We start from the raw sequence: 24257 nt of genomic DNA, 5'->3' as shown, positions 1-24257 counted from the left end.
CTCCGCCGTAGCGGTCGCTACGGCGGAGTTCGTGTCCAATTTTCGGATCTGACCCCAGTTTTACAGTTTTAACGCCAGCCGCCGGCGGCGTCCAGCAGCGAGCCGGTGATCCAGCCGGCGTCGTCGGAGGCGAGGAAGGCGACGGCTTTGGCGATGTCGGCCGGCGTGCCCAGGCGACCCAGCGGCGTCTGGGCGATCATCATGTCCGACAGGTCGCCTTTCATGCCGGCCGCGTTGAAACCTTCGGTATCGGTCGCGCCGGGATTGACAGCGTTGACGCGGATCTTGCGGCCGCCCAGCTCTTTCGCCAGCCCGCGCGTGATGGTGTTCACCGCGCCCTTGGTGGCGGTGTAGACCGACGCGCCCGGCAACGGCAACTCCCCCACCACCGAACCGATGTTGACGATGCTGCCGCCTTCGGCAGGGAACATCGCCACGGCCGCTTTGCTGGACAGCAGCAGACCCGTCACGTTGATGTCGAACATGCTGCGCACGCTTTCCTCCGTCACCGTCTCCAATCCGCCGAACGCATACACGCCGGCGTTGTTGACCAGGATGTCCAGGCGGCCATACGCGGTGCGCGCGGCCGCGAACAGCTTGTCGATATCCGCCTGCATGGCGACGTTGGCCTTGACCGCGATGGCCTTGCCGCCGGCGACGATGATCTCCGCCACCACCTTGGCCGCATCCTGCTCGCTGGACGCGTAATTCACCACCACCGACGCGCCCTGCGCCGCCAATTCCCTGGCGATGCCCGCGCCGATGCCCTTCGATGCGCCGGTGACCACAGCGACTTTACCTGCCAGTTTTTTCTGAGACATGATGATTTCCTTTAAATTGGCCAGCGGAATGCTTGCCGATGAAGTGATCATCTCTCATGCATAAATCCTGCGGTAGCTGCTGAAATCGTCTATGATTTATTCACCTAGTGGATTAATCGCATGAATGACCATCTCTTCACCCTCCGCTTGTTTGTCCGCGTCGCCCGCAAGGGCAGTTTTTCGGCCGCGGGCCGCGAACTCCACATCCCGCAGCCGACCGTCTCGCGCCTGATCGCCAACCTGGAAAAACACATCGGCGCCGCGCTGCTGGTGCGCACCACCCGCGCCGTCACGCTGACCGAGGCCGGCATCGACTTCCTGGCCCGCATAGAACCGGTGCTGGCGGCCCTGGACGAGGCGGAGCAGGCCGCGCGCGGCACCGGCGAGCTACGCGGCCTGCTGCGCGTCGGCGTGTCCTCCAGCTTCGCCATCCGCGGCGTGATGCCCAAGCTGCCCGGCTTCCTGCAGCGCCATCCCGAACTGCGCGTGGAACTGCTGCTGGACGACCTGCGCCAGGACCTGGTCACCGAAGGCGTCGACGTCGGACTGCGCTTCGGCTCCCTGCCCGATTCGACCGCCGTGGCGCAGCGCCTCGGTGCCGTGCCGCGCGTGATCGCCGCCTCGCCCGCCTACCTGGCCGGCGCCGGCACGCCACAAACGCCGTCCGACCTGGCGCGGCATTCGATCATCGCCGGCCCCGGCCGGCTGGCCGCGCCGTGGAAGTTCACCAGGGACGGCAAGACGCAGTCGGTGCGCGTGGACGGCCAGCTGTCGGTGTCGGTCAACGAGGTGTCGACGGCCGCGGCGGTGGCCGGCATCGGCATCGCCTCGATGAGCCTGGGCGCCTGCCTGAAGGAGCTCGGCGACGGCACGCTGGTGCGCGTGCTGCCCGACTGGGACATGGGCGCCATCGAGCTGCATGCCGTGTTCGCCGCCGGCCGCGCCGCCAAGCCGGCCGCGCGCGCATTTGCCGACTTCTATGCCGGCAACCTGCAACACATGGGAATTCAATAAAGTTGTTGTTTCCTGCACGTTATCCAGTTCTTGAATATCATTAGACGCAACCATTCGTGGGCAGCAGGTTTGCGCACTGATAAGCTCAAGTCATCACTAACCAGAGAGACCGCCACATGAGTTCACGCCACATCGCTCGTCCCCTGCTGCTCAGCAGCCTGATCGCTTCCATTTTCACCCCCGCCTTTGCCCAACAAGCCGTCGCCGACGGCGAGCTGCAATCGGTGGTCGTCACCGGCACCTATGCGAAGAACCGCCGCACCGTCGATTCGGAATCGCCGATCGACATCATCGGCGCGCGCGAGCTGCAGGCCAGCGGCTCGACCGAGCTGGCCACCGTGCTGGGCCGCCTGCTGCCATCGATGAATTTCCCGCGCCCTTCCGGCGCCGACGCCAGCGACGCCGTGCGTCCGGCCCAGCTGCGCGGCCTGTCGCCGGACCAGACGCTGGTGCTGGTCAATGGCAAGCGCCGCCACACGTCGGCGGTGGTCAACGTCAACGGCACCCAGGGCCGCGGCTCGGCGCCGGTGGACTTGAACGCGATCCCGCTGTCGGCCATCGACCACATCGAAGTGCTGCGCGATGGCGCGGCGGCACAGTACGGCTCGGACGCGATCGCCGGCGTCATCAACATCATCCTGAAAAAAGGCGCGGGCGGCGGCGAAGTCGAAGTCGGCTTCGGCGAATACCAGAAGCGCGACGGCAAGCAGAAAACAGTGCGCGGCTCGACCGGCTTCAATCTGGGCGACCAGGGCTGGGTGCGCGTCGCCGTCGAGGCGGCCGACCGCGATCCGACCAACCGCGCCGGACCGGACTTCCGCAATCCGGCCGAACCGCGCTACGGCAAGGTCAACCAACGCTTCGGCGATCCTGAAACCAAGCCGCGCACGCTGTTCGTCAACAGCCAGTACCGCGTCAACGACGACATCGACTGGTACGCCTTCGCCAACTACGGCCAGCGCGACACGTCGGCCGCCGCCACCTGGCGCACCGCGCTGAACGGCACGGCGCAGCGCACGCCGCTGTTCCCGGAAGGCTTCCTGCCGCTGGAGAACAGCACATCGACCGACCAGTCGCTGGTGACCGGCCTGCGCGGCGAAGCGGCCGGCTGGCGTTGGGACGCGAGCCTGAACTACGGCAGCAACGAGTTCAAGCTGGACCTGGACCACACCGTCAACCAGACGCTGGGCGCGGCCAGCCCGACCCACTTCTACGCGGGCAAGCTGACCAACACGCAGCAGCTGTTCAACTTCGACGTCGCCAGGGAATTCCCGGTGCAGGCCTTCAGCGGCCCGCTGACGGTGGCGCTGGGTGTCGAGGCACGCCACGAGGAATATAAAATCGGCGCCGGCGACGAGGCGTCGTACACCGGCACCGGCGCCCAGGGCTTCTCCGGCTTCCGCCCGGTGAACGCCGGCAGCAACAGCCGCCACAACGAATCGATCTACGCCAACTTCGAAGCCGAGATCACCAGGCAGTTCTCGGCGTCGGCGGCGCTGCGCCATGAGCGCTACAGCGATTTCGGCAACACCACCTCGGCCAAGGGCTCGGCGCGCTATGCGTTCTCGCCCGAAGTGTCGCTGCGCGGCACGGCGTCGTCCGGCTTCCGCGCGCCGTCGCTGGCGCAGCAGTTCTACACCATCACCACCACCAATTTCTCGGTGGTCAACGGCGTCAATACGCCGATAGAAACCGGCACCTTCGCGGTCGGCAGCGCCGCCGCGGCGGCGCTGGGCGCGACCCCGCTGAAGGCCGAGAAAGCCCGCAACTACAGCCTCGGCCTGCAGCTGTCGCCCACCCGCAACTGGAACACCACGGTCGACGCCTACCGCATCGACATCGACGACCGCATCGCGCTGTCGGCCAACATGACGCTGTCGCCGGCGCTGCAGACGGCGCTGGCCAAGCAGGGCATCCTGGTCGGCGCCGGCCGCTACTTCACCAACGCCATCGACACCCGCACCACCGGCGTCGACGTGGTCAGCACCTATCGCTGGGATACCTCGAGCGGCCGCTACGATTTCACCGCGGCCTACAACCACAACAAGAATTCGCTGGAGCACGTCAACGACAATCCGGCCATCCTGACCGCCAACGGCCTGACCCTGATCGACCGCCAGACCATCAACCGCATCACCGTCGGCTCGCCCAAGGACAAGTTCAGCCTGGCGACCGACTGGACGCTGGGCCAGTGGAGCGCGCGCGGCGTGGTGACGCGCTACGGCAGCTTCACCGTGCCGCAGAACAATGCGACGCTGGACCAGGTCTACGATCCGCAGTGGGTGCTGGACCTGTCGGGCAGCGTCAAGCTGGGCAAGAACTGGCGCCTGAGCGCGGGCGTCGACAACGTGACCAACCGTTATCCGGACCAGGTCACGTCGGCGGGCAACCTCAACAACAACGGCATCAATCCGTACAGCGGCTTCGCGCCGAACGGCTTCAACGGACGCTACTACTACGCCAAGGCCGGCTACAGCTGGTAGTGGCCGGAATGGTCAGGCCGGCGCGGTCAGCAGCGTGCGCTGCTTGCGCGGCGGTGGCGGCGAGTAGCCGCCCTGCCCCGCCAGCTTGAACACGCTGACCGCCTGCGCCAGCAAGTCCGCCTGGTCGCGCATGCTTTGCGCGGCGGCGGCGGCTTCCTCCACCAGCGCGGCGTTCTGCTGCGTCACATCGTCGATCGACACGATGGCCTGATTGACCTGCTCGATCCCCGTGCTCTGCTCGCTGCTGGCGGCGCTGATCTGGGTCATGATGTCGGCCACCTGCTTAACCGCCTTGACGATGCCTTCCATCGTCACGCCGGCCTCGTCGACCAGCGCCGAACCGGCGTCCACCGTCTGCACCGAACGGCCGATCAGCTCCTTGATTTCCTTGGCCGCGCTGGCCGAGCGCTGTGCCAGCGTGCGCACCTCCGACGCCACCACGGCGAAGCCGCGCCCTTGCTCGCCGGCGCGCGCCGCTTCGACCGCCGCGTTCAAGGCCAGGATGTTGGTCTGGAATGCGATGCCGTCGATGACGCTGATGATGTCGACGATCTTGCCCGAGCTTTCCTTGATCGCTCCCATCGTGGTCACCACCTGCCCCACCACCGCGCCGCCCTTGGTGGCGAACTCTGACGCCGCCACCACCAGCTTGGTGGCCTGGCGCGCGTTCTCGGCGTTCTGCGTGACGGTGGAAGTGAGTTCCTCCATCGACGATGCCGTCTCTTCCAGGCTGGAGGCCTGCTGTTCGGTGCGGCTGGACAAGTCCATATTGCCGCTGGCGATCTGGTTCGACGCGGTGGCGATGGTATCCGTGCCCGAGCGCACCTGGCCGACGGTGCGCGCCAGGCTGTCGTTCATGTCGATCAGCGCGCGCAGCAGCTGGCCGGTTTCATCGGTGGTGGTGCATTCCATCTGCATCGTCAGGTCGCCGCCGGCCACCGCCTGCGCCATGTCGACCGCGCGGTTCAAGGGCCGCGTAATGCTGCCGGTGATCCAGAACAGCACCCATGACGCCAGCCCGGCCGCCACCACCGTCAGCAGTATCATCATGTTGCGCGAGCTGGAGAAGGATTGTGCGGCGACGGCGCTCGCGTCTTCGACCGCAGCGTTCTGGAACTTGACCAGCTCGGTCAAGGAGTTCAGGTAGGCGGTCTGCTCCTTGCGCACCGTCGTCAACAGGTAATTGACCGACTCTTCGCGCTTACTTTCGTCGTGCGACATCTGCACGAAGGCGGTCTGCACCGTCGCATACTTGTCGCGCGCGTCCAGCACCGCTTGCAGCTTGGCTTTGCTTTGCGGGTCGTTGTCGTCGGCGATCAACGCGGACAGCTTGTCCAGCCGGGCGGCGATTTCCACCTTGCGCTTGTCGACCCGCTCCATCTCGGCCTTGACCACGGCGGGGTCCTTGGACAACATGGCGTTGCGCATGGCGCGGGCGATGTCGTTGAGACCGCCTATCGTTTCGTAAGCCAGTATCACCTTGGGAATTTTGTCGGCGGCGAGATCCTGGGTGTTGTTATTCAACTTGCCAAGATTGCCGATACCGATCACCGAAATGCCGACCATGAAGATGATCGACACGCCCAGGCCGGCGGCGAGCCGGGCCCCTATCTTCCAGTTTCCAATACCCATCACATGCTCCCCAGAGTAAGACCAAAGGCTTGAATTCTTGGTTGCCGCGTTTTAGTTTTGTGGTTTCAGTATATGGTCAATCAGACATCTCTGACGGAAATTTTCTGCAACTGTCAGACCGCCGCCACACCGGTGGCGGCGGCCTCCGGATCAGGACGGATCCCCGCCGTTCAAGGCGGCGTCGATATCGGCGCGGGTCAGGTCCGGCGCGAATTGCTGGATGAAATGGTAGGCGTACGAGCGCAGGTAGGCGCCGCGGCGCACCGCCAGCCGGGTGGTGTTTTGCGCAAACAGGTGCGACGCTTCCACCGCACGCATGCCCTTGTCGCGGCCGTGGTCGAAGGCCATCGACGCCACGATGCCCACGCCCAGGCCGAGCGCGACGTACTGCTTGATGACGTCCGAATCCATCGCCGTCAGCACGATGTCGGGCTTGACGCCGGCCGCCGCGAACGCTGCGTCGATATGGCCGCGGCCGGTGAAGCCCACGTCATAGGTGATCAGCGGGAACTCGGCCAGGTCTTCCAGCCTGATCGGCGAGCGCGACAGCAACGGATGGCCGTCCGGCACCACGATCAAATGACTCCAGCGGTAGCAAGGGAAGGACACCAGGTCGGGGAACTGCGACAGGCCCTCGGTGGCGATGCCGATGTCGGTCTTGCCGGACAAAATCCATTCGGCGATGTGCTCGGGCGCGCTCTGCTGCAGGGCGATGCGCACGTCGGGATAGGCGGTGCGGAAACTCTGCACCACTTTCGGCAGCGCGTAGCGCGCCTGCGTGTGGGTGGCCGCCACGCTCAGCGTGCCGCTTTGCTGGCCGGTGTATTCCAGGCTGGCCTGCTGCAGGTTTTCCGCCTCGATCAGCAGGCGGTCGATGATCTTCAGGATGCCCTTGCCCGGCTCGGTCATGCCGGTCAGGCGCTTGCCGTTGCGTTCGAAAATCACCACGCCCAGTTCGTCTTCCAGTTCGCGGATCTGGCGGCTGACGCCAGGCTGCGAGGTGAACAAGGCGTTCGCCACTTCGGTCAGGTTGTAGCCGCGTCGCGCGGCTTCGCGGATGGAGCGCAATTGTTGAAAATTCATATGGCGGCTCCTCCGTCAACGAATACATGCAGGCGTTTGGGGCGCACCACCAGGGTTTCGCCTTCCTTCAATTGCAGATGGCTGAAGCGCTCGTTTGACATCACCGCTTCGATCAGCTCGGCGGTATCGCCGCGCTCCAGATCCAGTTGCGCCAGCGGGCCGATCGCATGGGCGCGGCGCAGCTTGACCACGATGCCTTCCGCGCCCGGCGTGTAGCGGTCGATCTCCAGGTCGTGCGGACGCACGTAGGCGGTGCCGTTGCCGTCGGCCGACGGCTGGCCCGGCACGGTGAACGAGGCGTCGCCGCTGGCGAGCACGCCGTCCTGCACGCGGCCGTGGAACATGTTCACGTTGCCGAGGAAGCCGTAGACGAACGGCGAGGCCGGATGGTTGTAGACCTCGCTCGGCGCGCCTATCTGTTCGACGTTACCCTTGTTCATCAGCACCACCTGGTCGGCCACTTCCAGCGCCTCCTCCTGGTCGTGGGTGACGAAGATCGACGTCACGTGCAGGTCGTCGTGCAGGCGGCGCAGCCAGCGGCGCAGTTCCTTGCGCACCTTGGCGTCCAGCGCGCCGAACGGTTCGTCCAGCAGCAAGACACGCGGTTCCACCGCCAGCGCCCGCGCCAGGGCGATGCGCTGGCGCTGCCCGCCCGACAGTTGCGGCGGATAGCGGTCGGCCAGCCAGTCCAGCTGCACCAGCTCGAGCAGCTCCTTGACCTTGCGGCGGATTTGGTCTTCCGACGGCCGTTCGGCGCGCGGCTTGACGCGCAGGCCGAAGGCGACGTTTTCAAACACGGTCATGTGCTTGAACAGCGCGTAGTGCTGGAACACGAAGCCGACCTGGCGCTCGCGCACGTGGCGGTGGGAAGCGTCGTTGGCGTCCAGCAGCACCTGGCCCGAGTCAGGATGCTCGAGGCCGGCGATGATGCGCAGCAGCGTGGTCTTGCCGCAGCCGGACGGCCCCAGCAGCGCGGTCAGCTCGCCTTGCGGAAAGTCCAGCGACACATTGTTCAGGGCGACGAAATCGCCGAACCGTTTATTGATGTTTTTAACTTCGATCGTCATGGTATTACTCCGTAGGGCGCACGTCGTCGGCGATGGATTCGTTCAAGCGCCAGGCGATAAAGGATTTCAGGGCCAGCGTCACCAGCGCCAGCAGGGCCAGCAGGGACGCCACGGCGAAAGCTGCGGCAAAGTTGTATTCGTTGTACAGAATCTCGACCTGCAGCGGCACGGTGTTGGTCTCGCCGCGGATGTGGCCGGACACCACCGACACCGCGCCGAACTCGCCCATCGCGCGGGCGTTACACAGGATCACGCCGTACAGCAGGCCCCACTTGATGTTGGGCAGCGTGACGCGGCGGAAGGTGTCCCAGCCGGAGGCGCCCAGCACGATGGCGGCCTCCTCTTCCTCGCTGCCCTGCGCCTGCATCAGCGGGATCAGTTCGCGCGCGACGAATGGGAAGGTGACGAAGATGGTCGCCAGCACGATGCCCGGCACCGCGAACAGGATCTTGATGTCGTGCTCCTGCAGCCATGGACCGAACCAGCCCTGCGCGCCGAACAGCAGCACGTAGATCAGGCCGGAGATCACCGGCGACACCGAGAACGGCAGGTCGATCAGGGTCAGCAGGATGCTCTTGCCGCGGAACTCGAACTTGGCGATGCACCACGACGCCGCCACGCCGAACACCAGGTTCAGCGGCACGGCGATGACGGCGGTGATCAGGGTCAGCTTGATGGCCGAGATCGCGTCTTCCTCGACGATGGCGGACACGTAGGCTTCCCAGCCCTTGCGGAAGGCTTCGACGAACACAGCCACCAGCGGCACGAACAGGAACAAGGTCAGGAAGGTCAGCGCGATAGCGATCAGCGCGCCGCGCACCCACAGCGGTTCGAGGATTTGCGGGGCCGACGGCAGTTCGCCGCGCCGCACTGCAGTAGCAGGAACAACAGGAACAACAGGAACGCCGCTCATTATTTATTCCCCGACTTTCCGCGAGCCCAGGCTTGCAACAGGTTGATGGTCAACAGCATGAGGAAGGAAACGATCAGCATCACCACGGCGATCGCGGTGGCGCCGGCGTAGTCGTACTGCTCCAGCTTGGTGATGATGAACAGCGGCGTGATCTCGGACACCATCGGCATGTTGCCGGCGATGAAGATCACCGAGCCGTATTCGCCGGTGGCTCGGGCGAAGGCCAGCGCGAAGCCGGTCATCAGCGACGGCAGGATGGTCGGGAACACCACGCGGAAGAAGGTCTGGAAGGCGTTGGCGCCCAGGCTGGCGGCGGCCTCCTCCAGTTCGCGCTCGGCGTCCTCCAGCACCGGCTGCACGGTGCGCACCACGAACGGCAGGCCGATGAAGGTCAGCGCGATGACCACGCCGATCGGCGTGAACGCCACCTTCAGGCCCAGCATGCCTTCGAGGATGCGGCCGAACCAGCCGTTGGCCGAGTACAGCGCCGTCAGCGTGATGCCGGCCACGGCGGTGGGCAGCGCGAACGGCAGGTCGACCAGCGCGTCGACGATGCGCTTGCCGGGGAATTCATAACGCACCAGCACCCAGGCGACGATGCCGCCGAAGATGACGTTGATGAAGGCGCCGATCAGCGAGGCGCCGAAGGTCAGGCGGTACGAGGCCATCACCCGGTCCGACGTCACGGCGTGCCAGAACGCTTCCCAGGTCAGCGTGAACGTCTTCAGGAACACGGCCGACAGCGGGATCAGGACGATCAGCGTCAGGTAGAAAATGGTAAATCCCAGCGAGAGCCGGAAACCCGGCATCACGCGGTACGGCGCTCCCCTGGACGCAACGGGGGCCGTGGCGGGCGCTGCGAGAACTGCGGACATGTATGCTCCCTTATTACAAATTCTTCTATAAGGGCTGCATAATCTCATCTACGCTTCATAATACAAACGAAGCTTTTTTCATTTGATTAGACGATTCCGGTATATCGATCCGGAAATCCGTTCAAGATACGAGCTTGGCGGCTACCGCCACCAGGGTGAAGGCCAGCAGCCCGCGCAGCAGGCGTTCCGGCACGGCGCGCGCGGCGTAGGCGCCGATGGTGATGCCCGGCAGCGAGCCGACCAGCAAGGTCAGCAGCAAGGACCAGTTGATCGAGCCCAGCCACCAGTGGCCGACGGCGGCAATCGCGGTCAGCGGCACGGCGTAGGCGATGTCGGTGCCGGCCACTTCGGCGGCGCTCAGGCGCGGATACAGCATCACCAGCAGAGTCGCGCCGATGGCGCCGGCGCCGATCGACGAGATCGTCACCAGCGTGCCCAGCACGGCGCCGGCAACGATGGTGGCGGTGGTCAGCGCGCTGCCCTGCAGCTGCCGTTCGGGACGGGCCGTGATCCAGGCCAGCATCTTGCGTTTGAATAGTAAGGCGACCACGGTCAACATCACCGAGCCGGCGATCATGTAGCGGATCACCTGGCCGATTTCCTGGTTGAGGGTGCCGAAATGCTTGAGCGCAAAGCTGGCCAGCAAGGCGGCCGGCAAGGCGCCGATGCACAGCCGGCGCACGATTTCCCAGTGCACCGTGCCGCGCATGCGGTGGGTGAAGGTGCCGACGCCCTTGGTCAGCGAGGCGAACGCCAGGTCGGTGCCGACCGCGACCGCCGGCGACACGCCGAACAACAGCGTCAACAGCGGCGTCATCAGCGAGCCGCCGCCCACGCCCGTCATGCCGACCAGCAGGCCGACCGCGAAACCAGATGCGACAAAGGACAAATCCATGCAATTCCCCAAGAGTAGCTCGCAGAGTAAACTACTCTAGGGAAACTTCCAAACAACGGAATGCTTATTTGCTTATGCGTTATTTATTGGGTTGTGGCGTGACGCGCAAGTATGGACGGGCGGCGGTATAGCCTTTCGGATACTTTTGCTTCAGCACTTCCGGGTCTTGCACGGTCAGCGGAATGATGACGTCGTCGCCGTCTTTCCAGTTGCCCGGGGTGGCCACGGTGTAGCCGTCGGTCAGCTGCAGCGCATCGATCACGCGCAGCACTTCGTCGAAGTTGCGGCCGGTGCTCATCGGATAGGTGATGCTCAGGCGCACCTTCTTGTTCGGGTCGATGACGAACAGCGTGCGCACGGTGGCGGTGGCCGAGGCGTTCGGATGGATCATATCGTACAGCGTGGCGACCTTGCGGTCTTCGTCGGCGATGATGGGGAAGCCGACCACGGTGTCCTGGGTCTGCTCGATGTCGCTGATCCAGGCCTTGTGCGATTCGGCCGGATCGACCGACAGCGCGATCGCCTTGACGTTGCGCTTGTCGAATTCAGGTTTCAGCTTGGCGGTCAGGCCCAGCTCGGTGGTGCAGACGGGCGTGAAGTCCGCCGGGTGCGAAAACAACACCACCCACGAATTGCCAGCCCACTCGTGGAAGTGCAGCTTGCCGATGGAAGAGTCTTGTTCGAAATCAGGGGCGGTGTCGCCTAAACGCAGGGTCATGGTCATCTCCAGAGTAATTGTGAGTCAGTGGGCCGTCAGCGCGTTATTTTGCGCCTTTTCTGCTAAAAAATACAATATTTCGAGCCCTTCCGGCCAATCGCCCAGCCCCGACTCGGCATTGATGTGGCCCAGCGGACCACCGTTGATGAAGCGGCTGTGCCAGTGCCGCGCCCACAGTTCGGCGCGCGGCGCGGCCATCCACGGATCGTCGGTGCTGCCGACCATGACGGATGGCACCGGCAGCGCCTGCTTCGGCAGCAGCGCCGCCACATTGAATTTGTCGGGATCGGCCGGCGCCACCAGCAGCAGTCCGGCCACGCCGGCCGGATCGCGCGCCACGCTGTGCACGGCGGCCAGGCTGCCGAAGCTGTGGGCGACGATCAGCAGCGGGCGCGGATGGTCGCCAGTGTTGACAACGGCGCGGCGCTGGCGGTCCACGCGCGCCGACCAGCGCGGCAGGTCCGGCACATCCCAGTCGTCCTGCTCGATTCGCTCGAAGGCCGGGAACAGGCGTTGCCAGCGGCTTTGCCAGTGCTCCGGTCCGCTGCCATGCAGGCCGGGAGCAATCAACACGCGAAACTGGCTCAGCACGCCGTCCATGATTACTTCGGCTGGTAGATCTGGTCGAACAGGCCGCCGTCGGCGAAGTGGGTCTTCTGCGCCTTGGTCCAGTCGCCGGCCACATCCGACAGCTTGAACAGCTTGACGTTAGGGAATTGGCCGGCGTATTTCTTCGCCTCCTTTTCCACGGCCGGACGGTAGTAGTTCTTGGCGATGATTTCCTGCGCCTCGTCGGTGTACAGGAAGTTCAGGTAAGCCTCGGCCACCTTGCGGGTGCCGCGCTTGTCGGCCACTTTGTCGACCACGGCCACCGGCGGCTCGGCCAGGATGGAGACCGACGGCGCGACGATGTCGAACTTGGTCGGACCCAGTTCCTTGATCGCCAGCAGCGCTTCGTTTTCCCAAGCGATCAGCACGTCGCCGATGCCGCGCTCGACAAAGGTGGTGGTGGCGCCGCGCGCGCCGGAATCGAGCACCGGCACGTTCTTGTACAGCTTGGTCAGGAAGTCCTTGGCGGACGCTTCGCTGCCGCCCGGCAGGCGCAGCGCGTAGCCGTAGGCGGCCAGGTGGTTCCAGCGGGCGCCGCCCGAGGTCTTCGGATTCGGCGTGATGACGGCAACGCCCGGCTTGACCAGGTCGTTCCAGTCCTTGATGCCTTTGGGGTTGCCCTTGCGGACCAGGAACACGATGGTCGAGGTGTATGGCGTGCTGTTGTGCGCCAGCTTCTTCTGCCAGTCCGGCGCCAGCAGCTTGTGCTCGGCGATGGCGTCGATGTCGTAGGCCAGCGCCAGCGACACCACGTCCGCCTCCAGGCCGTCGATGACCGAGCGCGCCTGCTTGCCCGAACCGCCGTGCGATTGCTTGATCTTGACGGTGTCGCCGGTCTTGGCTTTCCACTCCTTGGCGAAGGCGACGTTGACGTCCTGGTACAGCTCGCGGGTCGGATCGTAGGACACGTTCAGCAAGGTGATTTCGGCGGCCAATGCCGGCACGGCAGCGGTTACGGCGAAAACGGCGGCGGCGATTATTTTTTTGGACAGCATCTGATTCCCCTAGTAGTGAAGGTCTTCAGGTTAATGCCGTCCCTTATAAATGAGAACTAAGCTTTTAGCAGTTCAATATGCCAAAACCGAATAAAGGATTCAGTAAAAGCGGTTGAACAACACGACGGCCCAGGCGGCCGTCGCCAGCAGGCACGTCAGCAGCACGGCGGCGCTGCCGAAGTCCTTGGCGTTCTTGGACAGCGGGTGGCGCTCCAGCGACACGCGGTCCACCACCGCCTCGATCGATGAATTGATCAGTTCCACGATCAATATCAGCATCAGCACGCCGATCAGCATCAATTTCTCGAACGCCGAGATGCGCAGCACCAGCGCGATGATGGTGCCCACCACGAACACACTGACCTCCTGGCGGAAAGCATGCTCGTGCTTCCATGCCGACTTGAAGCCGTCGATGGAATACAGACAGGCCGAATAGATACGTTTCAGGCCGCTCTTGCTCTTGAATTCGCTCACTGGTTCCATGGATGCGCCGGAAAAAATAGAATGCATCATTATGCATTAATTCCCATTTTTTTCACATTATGGTATAAAGTAAGTATCGCATACCGCACTGCACCAACCACATCATGAAAATCGAAACCGTTCCCGAGCAAAAGACCACTATCCAGGTGATCGAGCGCATGGTGGCGCTGCTCGATGCCCTGGCCAAGTATCCCGACCCCGTGAGCCTGAAGGAATTATCCAAGGTTTCCGGGCTACACCCGTCGACCGCGCACCGCATCCTCAACGATATGGTGCTGACCCGCTTTGTCGACCGCATCGAGCCGGGCACCTACCGGCTCGGCATGCGGCTGCTGGAACTGGGCAATGTGGTCAAGAGCCGGCTGTCGGTGCGCGAGGCCGCACTGGATTTCATGCGTGCACTGCACAAAAAGACCCAGCAGACCATCAACCTGTCGGTGCGCCAGGGCGACGAGATCGTCTACATCGACCGCGCGTTCTCGGAACGTTCGGGCATGCAGGTGGTGCGCGCCATCGGCGGACGCGGTCCGCTGCACTTGACCTCGACCGGCAAGCTGTTCCTGTCGGTGGACGAGCCGAAAGCCATCCGCGCCTACGCCACGCGGACCGGGCTGGCCGGGCACAACAAGAATTCGATCACCGACCTGGCCAAGCTGGAACGCGAGCTGAGCCTGGTGAAATCGCGCGGCTACGCGCGCGACAATGAAGAGCTGGAGCTGGGGGTGCGCTGCATGGCCGCCGGCATCCACGACGACAGCGGCAAGCTGATTGCCGGGCTGTCGATCTCGGCGCCGGCCGACCGTCTGCAGGACGAGTGGCTGGACGACCTGGTCACGACCGCCAACCAGATCTCCGCCACGCTGGGTTACATCCCGGTCGAATAAGACGGGCTGCTGACCAGGGTTGCAGGCTTCAACGCCTCCAGCCACTTGCGCATGCGGCCGGCATCGGCCGTGCGCGACTGCTTGCCCTTGGAATCCAGGAACACCATGATCACCGAGCGGCCCTCGATCACGGCCTGCATCATCAGGCAGCGGCCGGCTTCATTGATGAATCCGGTTTTCTGCAGGCCGATAGTCCAGTCCGGGCTGGCCACCAGGTGATTGGTGGTGCCGAACTGCATCGGACGGCCATTGGTTTCGATCATGGCCTTGGCGTCGGTGGAGTACTGGCGCAGGATGGGCTGCTGATACGCCGCCATCGCCAGCTTGGCCAGGTCGCGCGCGCTGGCCACATTCATTTTCGACAGGCCGTTGGAATCGACGTAGTGCGTGTCGACCATGCCCAGCTCGCGGGCCTTGGCGTTCATCGCTTCGACAAACGCGGCTTTGCCGCCCGGATAGTTGCGGCCCAGCGCGGAGGCTGCGCGGTTCTCCGAACTCATCAGGGCCACGTGCAGCATGTTGGCGCGGGTCAGCTGGGAGCCGACCTTCAGGCGCGAACTGCTGAACTTCTCGCGGTCGACATCCTCGTCGGTCACGGTCAGCACTTCATCCATGTCCTGCTTGGCTTCCACCACCACCAGGCCGGTCATCATCTTGGTGATCGAGGCGATCGGCAAGGCGACGTTCGAATTCTTTTCAAACAGCACTTCGGAATTGGCCTGGTCCAGCACCAGCGCGACATTGGACTTGAGGTCCAGCGGATCGTGGGTCATGTTCAGGCCGGCCAGGTCGCCCATGGTCGGCACGGCGGGCGCGGCCACCATCATGCGCTGGTACACCACCTTGCGGCGGCCGTTGACCTTGATGACGCGCTTGATCACCCGCTCGCCGGTATCGGCGGCGGCGATGCGCAGAGGCTGACGGGTCTTGCTCTTCTTGGTCTGATGTTTCTTCGGCGCGGCATCGGCGTCCGTCGCAGCCGTCGCGGTCACCGCCGTGGAAGCGAACATCAGTGAAATGAGCGCACTTAAAGCTAATTTATACATTCATATCCCCGGAAAAGAGCAATACCACGAAAGCGAAGCACCTGTTGCAGTGTAGCAAAACGCTGCACGAGCGCAAGCATATTTAACATTGAACGCATCATTGGTTGCAATGACGCAATACGGTTTTAACAAGCTAGTTCTAATCGACAAATTTAACAAATTCTTCAACCTGCATACGGTCTGTGATCAAAGTATTCTCAATCTTTGTCGGATCAGCCACACCAAGCGCCATGCCGCACACCACGATTTCATTTTCCGGCAAGTCCAGCACTTGTCCGATGACCCGATGATACTGGGTAAATGCCGCCTGCGGACAGGTATCGAGCCCGCGCGCCCGAGCCGCCACCATGATGTTCTGCAGGAACATCCCGTAGTCCAGCCAGGAGCCCTGCTCCATGATGCGGTCCATTGTGAAAATCAAGCCGACCGGGGCGCCGAAGAATTCATAGTTGCGGCCGTGCTGGGCCGCCATGCCGGCCTTGTTGTCGCGGGTCAGCCCCAGTAGTGCATACAAGTCCCAGCCGACCTTGCGCCGGCGTTCGATGAAAGGTGACACCCATTCGCGCGGGTAGTACGCATATTCCTCGGTGTGCAGTTTCGCCTGCTCTGGGTCACTATGTATGGCCAGAATCGCAGAACTCAACTGTTGCTTGCGCTCGCCGTCGAGCACGTAGACTTTCCAGGGCTGGGTATTGGTGCCGGACGGCGCCCGCGCCGCCACCCGCAGGATCTGCGCCACATCCTCGCGCGCCACCGGCTGCGGCAGGTAGGCGCGGATCGAGCGGCGCGAGGTGATTGCCGCATCGACGGCTTGCTGGTCGGGAGTAGAAATCATGGAGCCTCGCTTATTTGGGTTTTTTGACGACGAATACCACGCCTGTCACCGCCAGCACCATTCCCAGTATGCCGAGGGCGTTGAAAGCTTCACCAAACATCAGCCAGGCCATGATGGCGGTGGTGGGCGGCGTGAGATACAACAAACTGGTGACCTGGGTGGCATCGCTGCGGCGTATCAGCGCGAACAGCAGGAAAATCGCGCCGATCGACAAACCCAGCACCGACCACAGCAAGGCGCCGATGAAGCGCGGCGTCCACTGCACCGCAGCAAAATCCGCGCCCAGACCTTCGAATATGATAGCCAAAGGCAGCACGACGACCAGGGAGGCGGCGAACTGGATGACGGTGCCGGTGCGCAGGTCGAACTGCGGGCAATGGCGTTTTTGATACAAGGTGCCGACGGTAATCGACAGCAGCGCGAACACGCACAGCAGGATGGCCTCGGTCGACAGGCCGGCCAGCTTGATCTTGGCGGCCACCACCAGCCCCACCCCGACTATGCCGAACAGCAGACCCAGCCACTGGCGCGGACGCACTTTTTCGCCGATCAGCGGCGCCGCGAAGGCGGTCAGGATGGGCTGCATGCCGACGATCAGCGCCGTCAAGCCGGCCGGCATGCCGAGCTTGATCGCGCACCAGACGCCGATCAGGTAGCCGGCCCCCCCCCCCCCCCCCGCCAGCGCGATCTGCCAGATCCGGCCATGCGGCCAGGGCGCCTTCAGCAGCAGCACGGCCGGCACCAGCAACAGCAGCACGCCGGCGAAGCGCATCACCAGGAAAGTCAGCGGCGGCGCGTACGGCAGTCCGAACTTGGCGACGATAAATCCGCTGCTCCACAGTAGTACAAAAAACAACGGTAGCGGCGACAGGAAGGTGGCGTGCTGCGCGGTCGCTGCGGCCTTGGTGGAGTTGGGCATATCGGCAGGAATATTCACTAGCTAAATGAAAGTAAATCGGCGCCGCATTGGGGCGCCGACTGTGGATGAGGCCAGTCTATCACGGCGGCCCGAATGCCATCGGCGGCGGCCCCCAGTGTGGATGTTTCCACAAGAAAACACTTTGCTTTGGATAGAGTCCATTCTTTGATGCAACGCACAAAAAATCGCTTGACTTAATTTCTGAAGGCCGTAAAATCGGGTTTGTTGCGTTGCACAATATGTTCGGTCTGAAACGTGGGTTCTCTGTTTCTCGCCGACGGTTAGAAACGGCAGTACTTAATCAATGACTACTTTCCTGGAGATTTATATGTTTTCGATTCCTGAGCAATTTTCCAATGCGACCAAAGCTAACTTCGAAGCTCAATTCGCGATCTTCTCGGCCCTGACCAACAAAGCGTTCGAAGGCGTGGAGAAGTTTGTCGACCTGAACCTGACCGCTGCCAAGGCATCGCTGGAAGAGTCGTCGATCACCACCAAGCAACTGCTGTCGGCCAAGGATCCACAAGAATTCTTCTCGCTGGCTTCGGCACAAGCCCAGCCTAGCGCAGAAAAAACCATCGCTTACGGCCGTCACCTGGCGACCATCGCTTCGAGCACCGGCGCTGAATTCAGCAAAGCTGCAGAAACGCAAATCGCTGAAACCAACCGCAAAGTCATCTCGCTGGTGGAAGAAGTGAGCAAGAACGCCCCAGCTGGTTCGGAAAACGCTGTTGCCATGCTGAAATCGGCAATCGGCAACGCCAACGCCGGCTACGAGCAGTTCACCAAGACCGCCAAGCAAGCTGTTGAGTCGATCGAGTCGAACCTGAGCTCGGCCGTGAACCAGTTCACCGCTGCCGCCGCCAAGGCTGCTCCAGCGAAGAAGTAATTAAGGACGTCCGGCACGGTAGGGTGCCTGTTCCTGTGAAAAAAGCCCGGTCATCACGCCCGGGCTTTTTTTTCATTTGAAACATTGACTAGCCTGTTGAATTCCAACATCGCAAAATTCACACGAGACGATTCGGCAGCATCGAGAATATTTTCGCCGCAGGCCGGACACAAGTCTGCCGTGACCGCACGAATCACAATAGTTTCACCTTTATATGTATAGGGAATGTCGCGCGTGCCGTGTATCAACTCAGCTTCGCCGCAGATAGGACATTTCATCTACAACTCCTTGAATGACACAATCAGTACATCATCAATGACTGTAAGCTTCAGATAGACTTTACCGGCCGTTGTCACCGGACGATAAACATCTTGCCAGACGCGATGGTCTGCATAGGTGGTCATGCTTTTATGAAAATCTCGCGGCCTAAGCGCCATCACAACTTCAAGCACCTCCTGGAAGTTGAATCCAAGCGCCGCCGCGCCTGCCAGTGCAGAAAAAGTAGCCTTGACTCTTCCGGCAGCAATCAGGGTTTTGACGACCGACAATCTGCAATGGGGCGTGCGCTTTTCCATGCAATCTTAACCTACCGGGCTAAATTCGACAGGGGAATCCTGCTAGTCATTAGCGCACGAGCACATGCAAACATCTTGCGGACAAACAGCCGCAAGCATAAAAAAACCGGAGCGAGCTCCGGTTTTCTCTAAGCAGCCAGACTCATTCGCCGAGGTAGGCGGCTTTGACGCGGGGATCGTCCAGCATGTCCTTGGCGTTGCCGGTCATCGTGATGTGGCCGGAGTCCATGACGTAGCCGCGGTGCGCGGCCTGCAGCGCCAGCTTGGCGTTCTGCTCCACCAGCAGGATCGTGATGCCTTCTTTCGACACGTTGCGGATCACTTCGAAGATCTTCTCGACCATGATCGGCGACAGGCCCATCGACGGCTCGTCCAGCAGCAGCAGGTTCGGATGCGACATCAGCGCGCGCGCCATCGCCAGCATCTGCTGCTCGCCGCCCGACAGCGTGCCCGCCATCTGCGCCGCGCGCTCCTTCAGGCGCGGGAACACGTCGAACCACTTGGCGATGTCGGCCTCGATGCCGGCCTTGTCGTCACGGGTGTAGGCGCCCATCATCAGGTTTTCCTGGATCGACATGCGGGTGAACACGCCGCGCCCTTCCGGCACCATCGCCAGTTTCTTCTCGACCAGGTGGAACGACTTGCTGCCCTTCAGCGATTCGCCCTGGTAAGTCACCGTGCCTTCGACCTTGCAAGGCGGCAGCGTGCCGGTGATGGCTTTCAAGGTCGTGGTCTTGCCGGCGCCGTTGGCACCGATCAGCGCGATCAGCTCGCCCTTGTTCACTTCCAGATCGATACCCTTGACGGCCTTGATGCCGCCGTACGCGACTTTCAGTCCCGATACTTTAAGAACATTGTCGCCCATTAGTGCGATCCTCCCAGGTAGGCGTCGATAACCGCCTGATTGCTTTGTATTTCCGCCGGCAGACCCTCGGCGATCGGCTTGCCGTATTCCAGCACCATCAGCCGGTCGCACAGGCCCATCATCATCTTGACGTCGTGCTCGATCAGCAGCACGGTCTTGCCTTCGTTCTTGATCTTGACCAGCAGCTCGCGCAGCGCCAGCTTCTCGGTGGCGTTCATGCCGGCCGCCGGTTCATCCAGCGCCAGCAGTTGCGGATCGGTGGCCAGCGCGCGGGCGATTTCCAGCCGGCGCTGGTCGCCGTACGACAGGAAGCGCGCCGTGCGGCTGGCGAACTGGCCGATGCCGACGAAGTCCAGCAGCTCCTGCGCGCGCTTGCGGATCGATGCTTCCTCCTCGCGCGCGGCCTTGTGGCGGAACACGGCGCCGAACACGCCCTGGTGCGAACGCACGTGGCGGCCGACCATAACGTTTTCCAGCGCGGTCATCTCGCCGAACAGGCGGATGTTCTGGAAGGTGCGGGCGATGCCGGCCTTGGCCACCTCATGCGGCGCCGACGGCGAGTACGGCTTGCCGGCCAGCTCAAAGGTGCCGGTGTCCGGCTGGTACAGGCCGGTGATGACGTTGAAGAAGGTGGTCTTGCCGGCGCCGTTGGGGCCGATCAGGCCGTAGATCTGGCCCTTCATGATCTTGATGCCGACATCGGTCAGCGCCTGCAGGCCGCCGAAGCGCTTGTTGACGCCGGCGATGTGGAGAATTACCTGTTCACTCATTTCTGTCTTCCTCAAGCCGCCACGGTGCCGGACGATTGATCTTTGGTATCGGAGTCGCCGTCGGGACGGTCTTCATGCTTGGGCGCGGGCCACAGGCCGGCCGGACGGTTCAGCATGATCAGCACCATCGCCAGGCCGTACAGCAGCTGGCGCAGCACTTCGGCTTCGATCAGCACGTGGCCGAACAATTTTTCCTGCAGCGGCTCGACCACGTGGCGCAGCACTTCCGGCAGCGCGGCCAGCAGCGCGCCGCCCATGATGACGCCCGGGATGTGGCCGATACCGCCCAGCACCACCATCGCCAGCACGGCGATCGACTCGGTCAGCGAGAACGATTCCGGCGACACGAAGCCCTGGAAGGACGCGAACATGGCGCCGGCGACGCCGCCGAACGAGGCGCCCATCGAGAACGCCAGCAGCTTGACGTTGCGGGTGTTGATGCCCATGGCCTTGGCGGCGATCTCGTCTTCGCGGATCGCGACCCAGGCGCGGCCCAGGCGCGAATGCTGCAGGCGCGAGGTGATGAACACGATCGCCACGCACAAGATCAGGAACAGGAAGTAGTAGGCATTCACCGACGGCATGGAGAAGCCGCCGATCACCACATTGGCGCGCGAGCCCGCCTCGCCCGCCAGGTTGACGCCGAACACGCGGATCGGGTCGATCAGGTTGATGCCCTGCGGACCGTTGGTGAAGTTGATCGGCTCGTTGAGGTTGTTCATGAAGATGCGGATGATCTCGCCGAAGCCCAGGGTCACGATGGCCAGGTAGTCGCCGCGCAGCTTCAAGGTCGGCGCGCCCAGCAGGGCGCCGAACAGGCCGGCCAGCGCGGCCGCCAGCGGCACGATGGCCCATACCGACAGGTGGATGCCGTTCTGCTGGATGTCCGGGCCGAGGATGGCCACCAGCGTGTTGCCGATGGCCGGGTATTCATTGATCAGCGATTCCAGCAAGGTGGCAAACTGCGGCGACGCCAGCAGGCCGGTCATGTAGGCGCCCACCGCGTAGAACGCGATGTAGCCCAGATCCAGCAGGCCGGCAAAGCCGACCACGATGTTCAGGCCCAGCGCCAGCATGATGTACAGCAGCGCCATGTCGATGATGCGCACCCACGAGTTGCCGAACTGCGCGGCCACGAACGGGAAGATCAGCAGGCCGATCAGCACGACGGCCATGCTGCTGTAGGCCTTGCGCGGGTTGCGGGTGGTGTCGAAATTCAGAAGTGCCATATTGTTCCCCTCTTATGCACGGTCCGCGACGCGTTCGCCCATGATGCCGGACGGGCGCACCGTCAGCACGATGATCAGCACGACGAAGGCGAAGATGTCCTGGTAGTGGCTGCCGAGGAAGCCGCCGGTCAGGTCGCCGATGTAGCCGGCGCCCAGGCTCTCGATAATGCCGAGCACGATACCGCCTATCATCGCGCCGTAGATGTTGCCGATGCCGCCCAGCACGGCGGCCGAGAAGGCTTTCAGGCCGGGCACGAAGCCCATCGCGAACTGGATCGACGCGTAGTTGGCGCCCCACATCACGCCGGCCACGGCGGCCAGTGCCGCGCCCAGCGCGAAGGTGGCGACAATGACCTTGTTGGAGTCGACGCCCATCAGGCCGGCGACGCGGGGATTTTCCGCCGTGGCGCGCATCGCGCGGCCCATCTTGGTTTTTTCCACCAGCAGCACCAGGCCGGTCATCGACAGCGCCGCCAGCACCAGCAGCAGGATCTGGGTTTGCGAGATCAGCGCGCCGCCGATGGTGATCGGCTCGGACGACAGTAGTTGCGGGAAGGCCAGCGGGTTGCGGGTCCAGATCATCATGGCGAAGGTTTGCAGCAGGATCGACACGCCGATGGCGGTGATCAGCGGCGCCAGCCGCGGCGCGTTGCGCAGGCGGCGGTAGGCGACCCGCTCGATGATGATGTTGACCAGCATGCAGACCGGGATGGCGCCGCCGATGGCGATCGCCAGCTTGACGTAGCCGGGCAGGTCCGGGGCGTATTCGTTCAGGTATTTGAGAATGGTCAGGCCGGTCATCGCGCCTATCATCAGCACGTCGCCGTGGGCGAAGTTAATCAGGTTCAGCACGCCGTACACCATGGTGTAGCCCAGCGCGACCAGTGCGTACATGCTGCCGAGCACCAGTCCATTAATAATTTGTTGGATAAAAGTATCCATTAAGAGCCTTTACTTTTTGTGTTATGCCTGCACAGACGAATCAAGTAACAAAAACGGCACCCGGGGAGGTTGTCCCCGTAGTGCCGCCGTTGACTACGCGTTCATGATGCAAGTATCGTGCCTGAACCGGTATCATCGCCTGCGCGCCGCCCTAAACATATAAGCCTAAACGACAACTTTTTTAGAGCGAGGCAATGATAGCGAGAATTTCGGAAAACGAACTGCGGAATAACGCGATAGGTGCTGAATTAAATTCCGTTTATTCAAAAAGTCGTTAAACCACGCCCCCGGCTGGTCCAGCTTTTGGGCCGTCCAATCCCTTGGGCAGCGGGAAAGTGACCGATTCTTCCACGCCGTCCAGGGTGCGCACGCTGCGCGCGCCCAGCTCTTTGAGGCGGTCGATGACGGCTTGCACCAGCACCTCCGGCGCCGATGCACCAGCGGTGACACCGATGCGCTGCTTGCCTTCCAGCCAGAGCGGGTCGATCAGCGTGGCGTTGTCGACCATGTAGGCGGGCGTGCCCTTCTTTTCCGCCACTTCGCGCAGGCGGTTGGAATTCGAACTGTTCGGGCTGCCGACCACGATCACCAGTTCCACCTGCGGCGCCATGAACTTGACGGCTTCCTGGCGGTTGGTGGTGGCGTAGCAGATGTCGCCTTTTTTCGGCTCGATAATCGCCGGATATTTTGCCTTCAGCGCCGCGATGATGTCGGCGGTGTCGTCTACCGACAACGTTGTCTGGGAAACGTAGGCCAGCTGGTCGGGTTTGGCAACGTTCAGGGTGGCCACGTCGGCCACCGTTTCGACCAGGTACATGCCCTCTTCCGTCTGGCCCATCGTGCCTTCGACTTCCGGATGGCCGTCGTGGCCGATCATGACGATCTCACAACCCTGCTTGCGCATCTTGGCCACTTCGACGTGGACCTTGGTGACCAGCGGGCAGGTGGCGTCGAAAATGCTCAGTCCGCGCGACTCGGCTTCCGCGCGCACCGCCTTGGACACCCCGTGGGCCGAAAACACCAGCGTATTGCCGGCCGGTACGTCGTCCAGTTCTTCGATGAAGATGGCGCCCTTGTTGCGCAGGTCGTCCACCACGTAGGCGTTGTGGACGATTTCGTGGCGCACATAAATCGGCGCGCCGAACTGCTGTAGCGCGCGCTCGACGATTTCAATGGCGCGGTCGACGCCGGCGCAAAAGCCGCGCGGCTGGGCCAACAGGATTTCTTTATCGCTCATCAGTTCCTCACAGCACGGAGATCAGTTTGACTTCGAATTTCAGCGGCTGGCCGGCCAGCGGGTGGTTGAAGTCGAACAGACAGGTTTCGTCGCCCAGCTCGCGCAGGATGCCCGCGAAGCGGCCGCCGCCCGGCGCGGCGAAGTCGACCAGGTCGCCTACTTTATAGTCGGCGCCCGGCACCGAGTTCTCGTCCAGCGTGGCGCGCGTGACTTCGCGCACCAGTTCCGGATTGCGCGGACCGAAGCCGATGCCCGGTTCCAGGTCGAAGGTCTTGTGCGTGCCTTCAGGCATGCCGATCAGCAGCTCTTCCAGCACCGGCGCCAACTGGCCCTGGCCCAGCATCAGCGTGGCGGGATTTCCGCTGAAGGTTGTAACGATATCAGTACCGTCCAGCGAGGCAAGACGATAATGCAGGGTGAGATAAGCCGATTTGGTGACGACAGCAGGTTGCGCGTTAGACATGACTTGGGGTTCGGT

At 62.9% G+C, this 24257-nt stretch carries 26 protein-coding genes; 4 read left to right on the top strand and 22 right to left on the bottom strand.

Going from position 1 to position 24257, the window contains the following annotated elements:
• Window positions 1-68 precede the first annotated feature (68 nt).
• On the bottom strand, window positions 69-821 hold the full coding sequence (locus ACCD07_RS21060; RefSeq protein ID WP_413448452.1) for an SDR family NAD(P)-dependent oxidoreductase: 753 nt from the start codon (window positions 819-821) through the stop codon (window positions 69-71).
• 120 nt (window positions 822-941) lie between these two features.
• On the opposite strand from ACCD07_RS21060, the gene ACCD07_RS21055 reads away from it, so the two are divergent.
• Together ACCD07_RS21055 and ACCD07_RS21050 are read left to right on the top strand one after the other, a co-directional pair.
• Window positions 942-1835 carry a LysR family transcriptional regulator gene (locus ACCD07_RS21055; RefSeq protein WP_176654124.1) on the top strand — a complete coding sequence of 298 codons (894 nt, stop codon included), beginning with the start codon at window positions 942-944 and terminating at the stop codon, window positions 1833-1835.
• Window positions 1836-1951: 116 nt separating this feature from the next.
• Window positions 1952-4318, top strand: coding sequence for a TonB-dependent receptor plug domain-containing protein (locus ACCD07_RS21050; protein ID WP_353403255.1), 2367 nt, complete (start codon window positions 1952-1954; stop codon window positions 4316-4318).
• Between the two features lie 12 nt (window positions 4319-4330).
• On the opposite strand, the gene ACCD07_RS21045 is transcribed toward ACCD07_RS21050, so the two are convergent.
• From ACCD07_RS21045 to ACCD07_RS21000, 10 genes are all read right to left on the bottom strand, one after another.
• Window positions 4331-5950, bottom strand: a complete 1620-nt coding sequence (locus ACCD07_RS21045) for a methyl-accepting chemotaxis protein (protein ID WP_413448451.1) — start codon at window positions 5948-5950, stop codon at window positions 4331-4333.
• Window positions 5951-6100: 150 nt separating this feature from the next.
• A complete protein-coding gene (locus ACCD07_RS21040) occupies window positions 6101-7033 on the bottom strand; it encodes a CysB family HTH-type transcriptional regulator (RefSeq protein WP_176654121.1) in 933 nt (310 codons plus the stop codon).
• Window positions 7030-8100: a sulfate/molybdate ABC transporter ATP-binding protein gene (locus ACCD07_RS21035; RefSeq protein ID WP_176654120.1), complete on the bottom strand. Its 1071-nt coding sequence runs from the start codon at window positions 8098-8100 to the stop codon at window positions 7030-7032. The genes ACCD07_RS21040 and ACCD07_RS21035 overlap by 4 nt, the downstream gene beginning before the upstream one ends.
• A gap of 4 nt (window positions 8101-8104) precedes the next feature.
• Window positions 8105-9013 carry a sulfate ABC transporter permease subunit CysW gene (gene cysW / locus ACCD07_RS21030; protein WP_413448450.1) on the bottom strand — a complete coding sequence of 303 codons (909 nt, stop codon included), beginning with the start codon at window positions 9011-9013 and terminating at the stop codon, window positions 8105-8107.
• Window positions 9013-9822, bottom strand: a complete 810-nt coding sequence (cysT, locus tag ACCD07_RS21025; protein WP_413448453.1) for a sulfate ABC transporter permease subunit CysT — start codon at window positions 9820-9822, stop codon at window positions 9013-9015. The genes cysW and cysT overlap by 1 nt, the downstream gene beginning before the upstream one ends.
• Before the next feature lie 187 nt (window positions 9823-10009).
• Window positions 10010-10783: a sulfite exporter TauE/SafE family protein gene (locus ACCD07_RS21020; RefSeq protein WP_176654117.1), complete on the bottom strand. Its 774-nt coding sequence runs from the start codon at window positions 10781-10783 to the stop codon at window positions 10010-10012.
• A gap of 79 nt (window positions 10784-10862) precedes the next feature.
• On the bottom strand, window positions 10863-11501 hold the full coding sequence (locus ACCD07_RS21015) for a peroxiredoxin (protein ID WP_176654116.1): 639 nt from the start codon (window positions 11499-11501) through the stop codon (window positions 10863-10865).
• A gap of 24 nt (window positions 11502-11525) precedes the next feature.
• The gene (locus tag ACCD07_RS21010; protein WP_176654115.1) at window positions 11526-12101 is read right to left on the bottom strand and encodes an alpha/beta hydrolase; all 576 of its coding nucleotides are present in this window, start codon (window positions 12099-12101) and stop codon (window positions 11526-11528) included.
• A gap of 2 nt (window positions 12102-12103) precedes the next feature.
• Window positions 12104-13105 (bottom strand): sulfate ABC transporter substrate-binding protein, encoded by a 1002-nt coding sequence (locus ACCD07_RS21005; protein WP_413448449.1) that lies wholly within the window; start codon window positions 13103-13105, stop codon window positions 12104-12106.
• A 99-nt stretch (window positions 13106-13204) separates the two neighbouring features.
• Window positions 13205-13588 carry a diacylglycerol kinase gene (locus ACCD07_RS21000; RefSeq protein WP_353403262.1) on the bottom strand — a complete coding sequence of 128 codons (384 nt, stop codon included), beginning with the start codon at window positions 13586-13588 and terminating at the stop codon, window positions 13205-13207.
• Between the two features lie 104 nt (window positions 13589-13692).
• Here ACCD07_RS21000 and ACCD07_RS20995 point away from each other — a divergent pair, with 104 nt between their 5' ends.
• The gene (locus ACCD07_RS20995; RefSeq protein ID WP_176654112.1) at window positions 13693-14472 is read left to right on the top strand and encodes an IclR family transcriptional regulator; all 780 of its coding nucleotides are present in this window, start codon (window positions 13693-13695) and stop codon (window positions 14470-14472) included.
• Here ACCD07_RS20995 and pbpG read toward each other — a convergent pair.
• The 3 genes from pbpG to ACCD07_RS20980 all read right to left on the bottom strand — a co-directional run bounded on the left by pbpG (window position 14454) and on the right by ACCD07_RS20980 (window position 17272).
• On the bottom strand, window positions 14454-15518 hold the full coding sequence (gene pbpG / locus ACCD07_RS20990; RefSeq protein WP_413448448.1) for a D-alanyl-D-alanine endopeptidase: 1065 nt from the start codon (window positions 15516-15518) through the stop codon (window positions 14454-14456). The genes ACCD07_RS20995 and pbpG overlap by 19 nt on opposite strands.
• Window positions 15519-15657: 139 nt before the next feature.
• Complete coding sequence (locus tag ACCD07_RS20985) at window positions 15658-16353, bottom strand: nitroreductase (protein WP_413448447.1); 696 nt, start codon at window positions 16351-16353, stop codon at window positions 15658-15660.
• 10 nt (window positions 16354-16363) lie between these two features.
• Window positions 16364-17272, bottom strand: coding sequence for a DMT family transporter (locus ACCD07_RS20980; protein ID WP_413448446.1), 909 nt, complete (start codon window positions 17270-17272; stop codon window positions 16364-16366).
• Window positions 17273-17600: 328 nt separating this feature from the next.
• On the opposite strand from ACCD07_RS20980, the gene ACCD07_RS20975 reads away from it, so the two are divergent.
• Window positions 17601-18161 carry a phasin family protein gene (locus ACCD07_RS20975; protein ID WP_176654108.1) on the top strand — a complete coding sequence of 187 codons (561 nt, stop codon included), beginning with the start codon at window positions 17601-17603 and terminating at the stop codon, window positions 18159-18161.
• A 53-nt stretch (window positions 18162-18214) separates the two neighbouring features.
• On the opposite strand, the gene ACCD07_RS20970 is transcribed toward ACCD07_RS20975, so the two are convergent.
• From ACCD07_RS20970 to ACCD07_RS20935, 8 genes are all read right to left on the bottom strand, one after another.
• Window positions 18215-18439 (bottom strand): type II toxin-antitoxin system MqsA family antitoxin, encoded by a 225-nt coding sequence (locus tag ACCD07_RS20970; RefSeq protein WP_176654107.1) that lies wholly within the window; start codon window positions 18437-18439, stop codon window positions 18215-18217.
• Window positions 18440-18736 carry a type II toxin-antitoxin system MqsR family toxin gene (locus ACCD07_RS20965; RefSeq protein WP_176654106.1) on the bottom strand — a complete coding sequence of 99 codons (297 nt, stop codon included), beginning with the start codon at window positions 18734-18736 and terminating at the stop codon, window positions 18440-18442.
• A gap of 142 nt (window positions 18737-18878) precedes the next feature.
• Entirely contained in the window at window positions 18879-19601 is a 723-nt protein-coding gene (locus ACCD07_RS20960) for an ABC transporter ATP-binding protein (RefSeq protein WP_176654105.1), read from the bottom strand.
• The gene (locus ACCD07_RS20955) at window positions 19601-20371 is read right to left on the bottom strand and encodes an ABC transporter ATP-binding protein (RefSeq protein ID WP_176654104.1); all 771 of its coding nucleotides are present in this window, start codon (window positions 20369-20371) and stop codon (window positions 19601-19603) included. The genes ACCD07_RS20960 and ACCD07_RS20955 overlap by 1 nt, the downstream gene beginning before the upstream one ends.
• A gap of 11 nt (window positions 20372-20382) precedes the next feature.
• Complete coding sequence (locus ACCD07_RS20950) at window positions 20383-21600, bottom strand: ABC transporter permease subunit (protein WP_353403264.1); 1218 nt, start codon at window positions 21598-21600, stop codon at window positions 20383-20385.
• 12 nt (window positions 21601-21612) lie between these two features.
• Window positions 21613-22542 (bottom strand): branched-chain amino acid ABC transporter permease, encoded by a 930-nt coding sequence (locus tag ACCD07_RS20945; RefSeq protein ID WP_176654102.1) that lies wholly within the window; start codon window positions 22540-22542, stop codon window positions 21613-21615.
• Between the two features lie 274 nt (window positions 22543-22816).
• Complete coding sequence (gene ispH / locus ACCD07_RS20940; protein ID WP_176654101.1) at window positions 22817-23779, bottom strand: 4-hydroxy-3-methylbut-2-enyl diphosphate reductase; 963 nt, start codon at window positions 23777-23779, stop codon at window positions 22817-22819.
• A gap of 7 nt (window positions 23780-23786) precedes the next feature.
• Window positions 23787-24242: an FKBP-type peptidyl-prolyl cis-trans isomerase gene (locus ACCD07_RS20935; RefSeq protein WP_176654100.1), complete on the bottom strand. Its 456-nt coding sequence runs from the start codon at window positions 24240-24242 to the stop codon at window positions 23787-23789.
• Window positions 24243-24257: the final 15 nt, after the last annotated feature.

It is taken from the genome of Duganella sp. Dugasp56, from assembly GCF_047304105.1.
In the GTDB taxonomy this organism is placed as follows: domain Bacteria; phylum Pseudomonadota; class Gammaproteobacteria; order Burkholderiales; family Burkholderiaceae_D; genus Rugamonas; species Rugamonas hordei.
The sequence above is the reverse complement of the archived record's forward strand: the minus strand, read 5'-3'. Positions and strand labels throughout refer to the sequence as shown.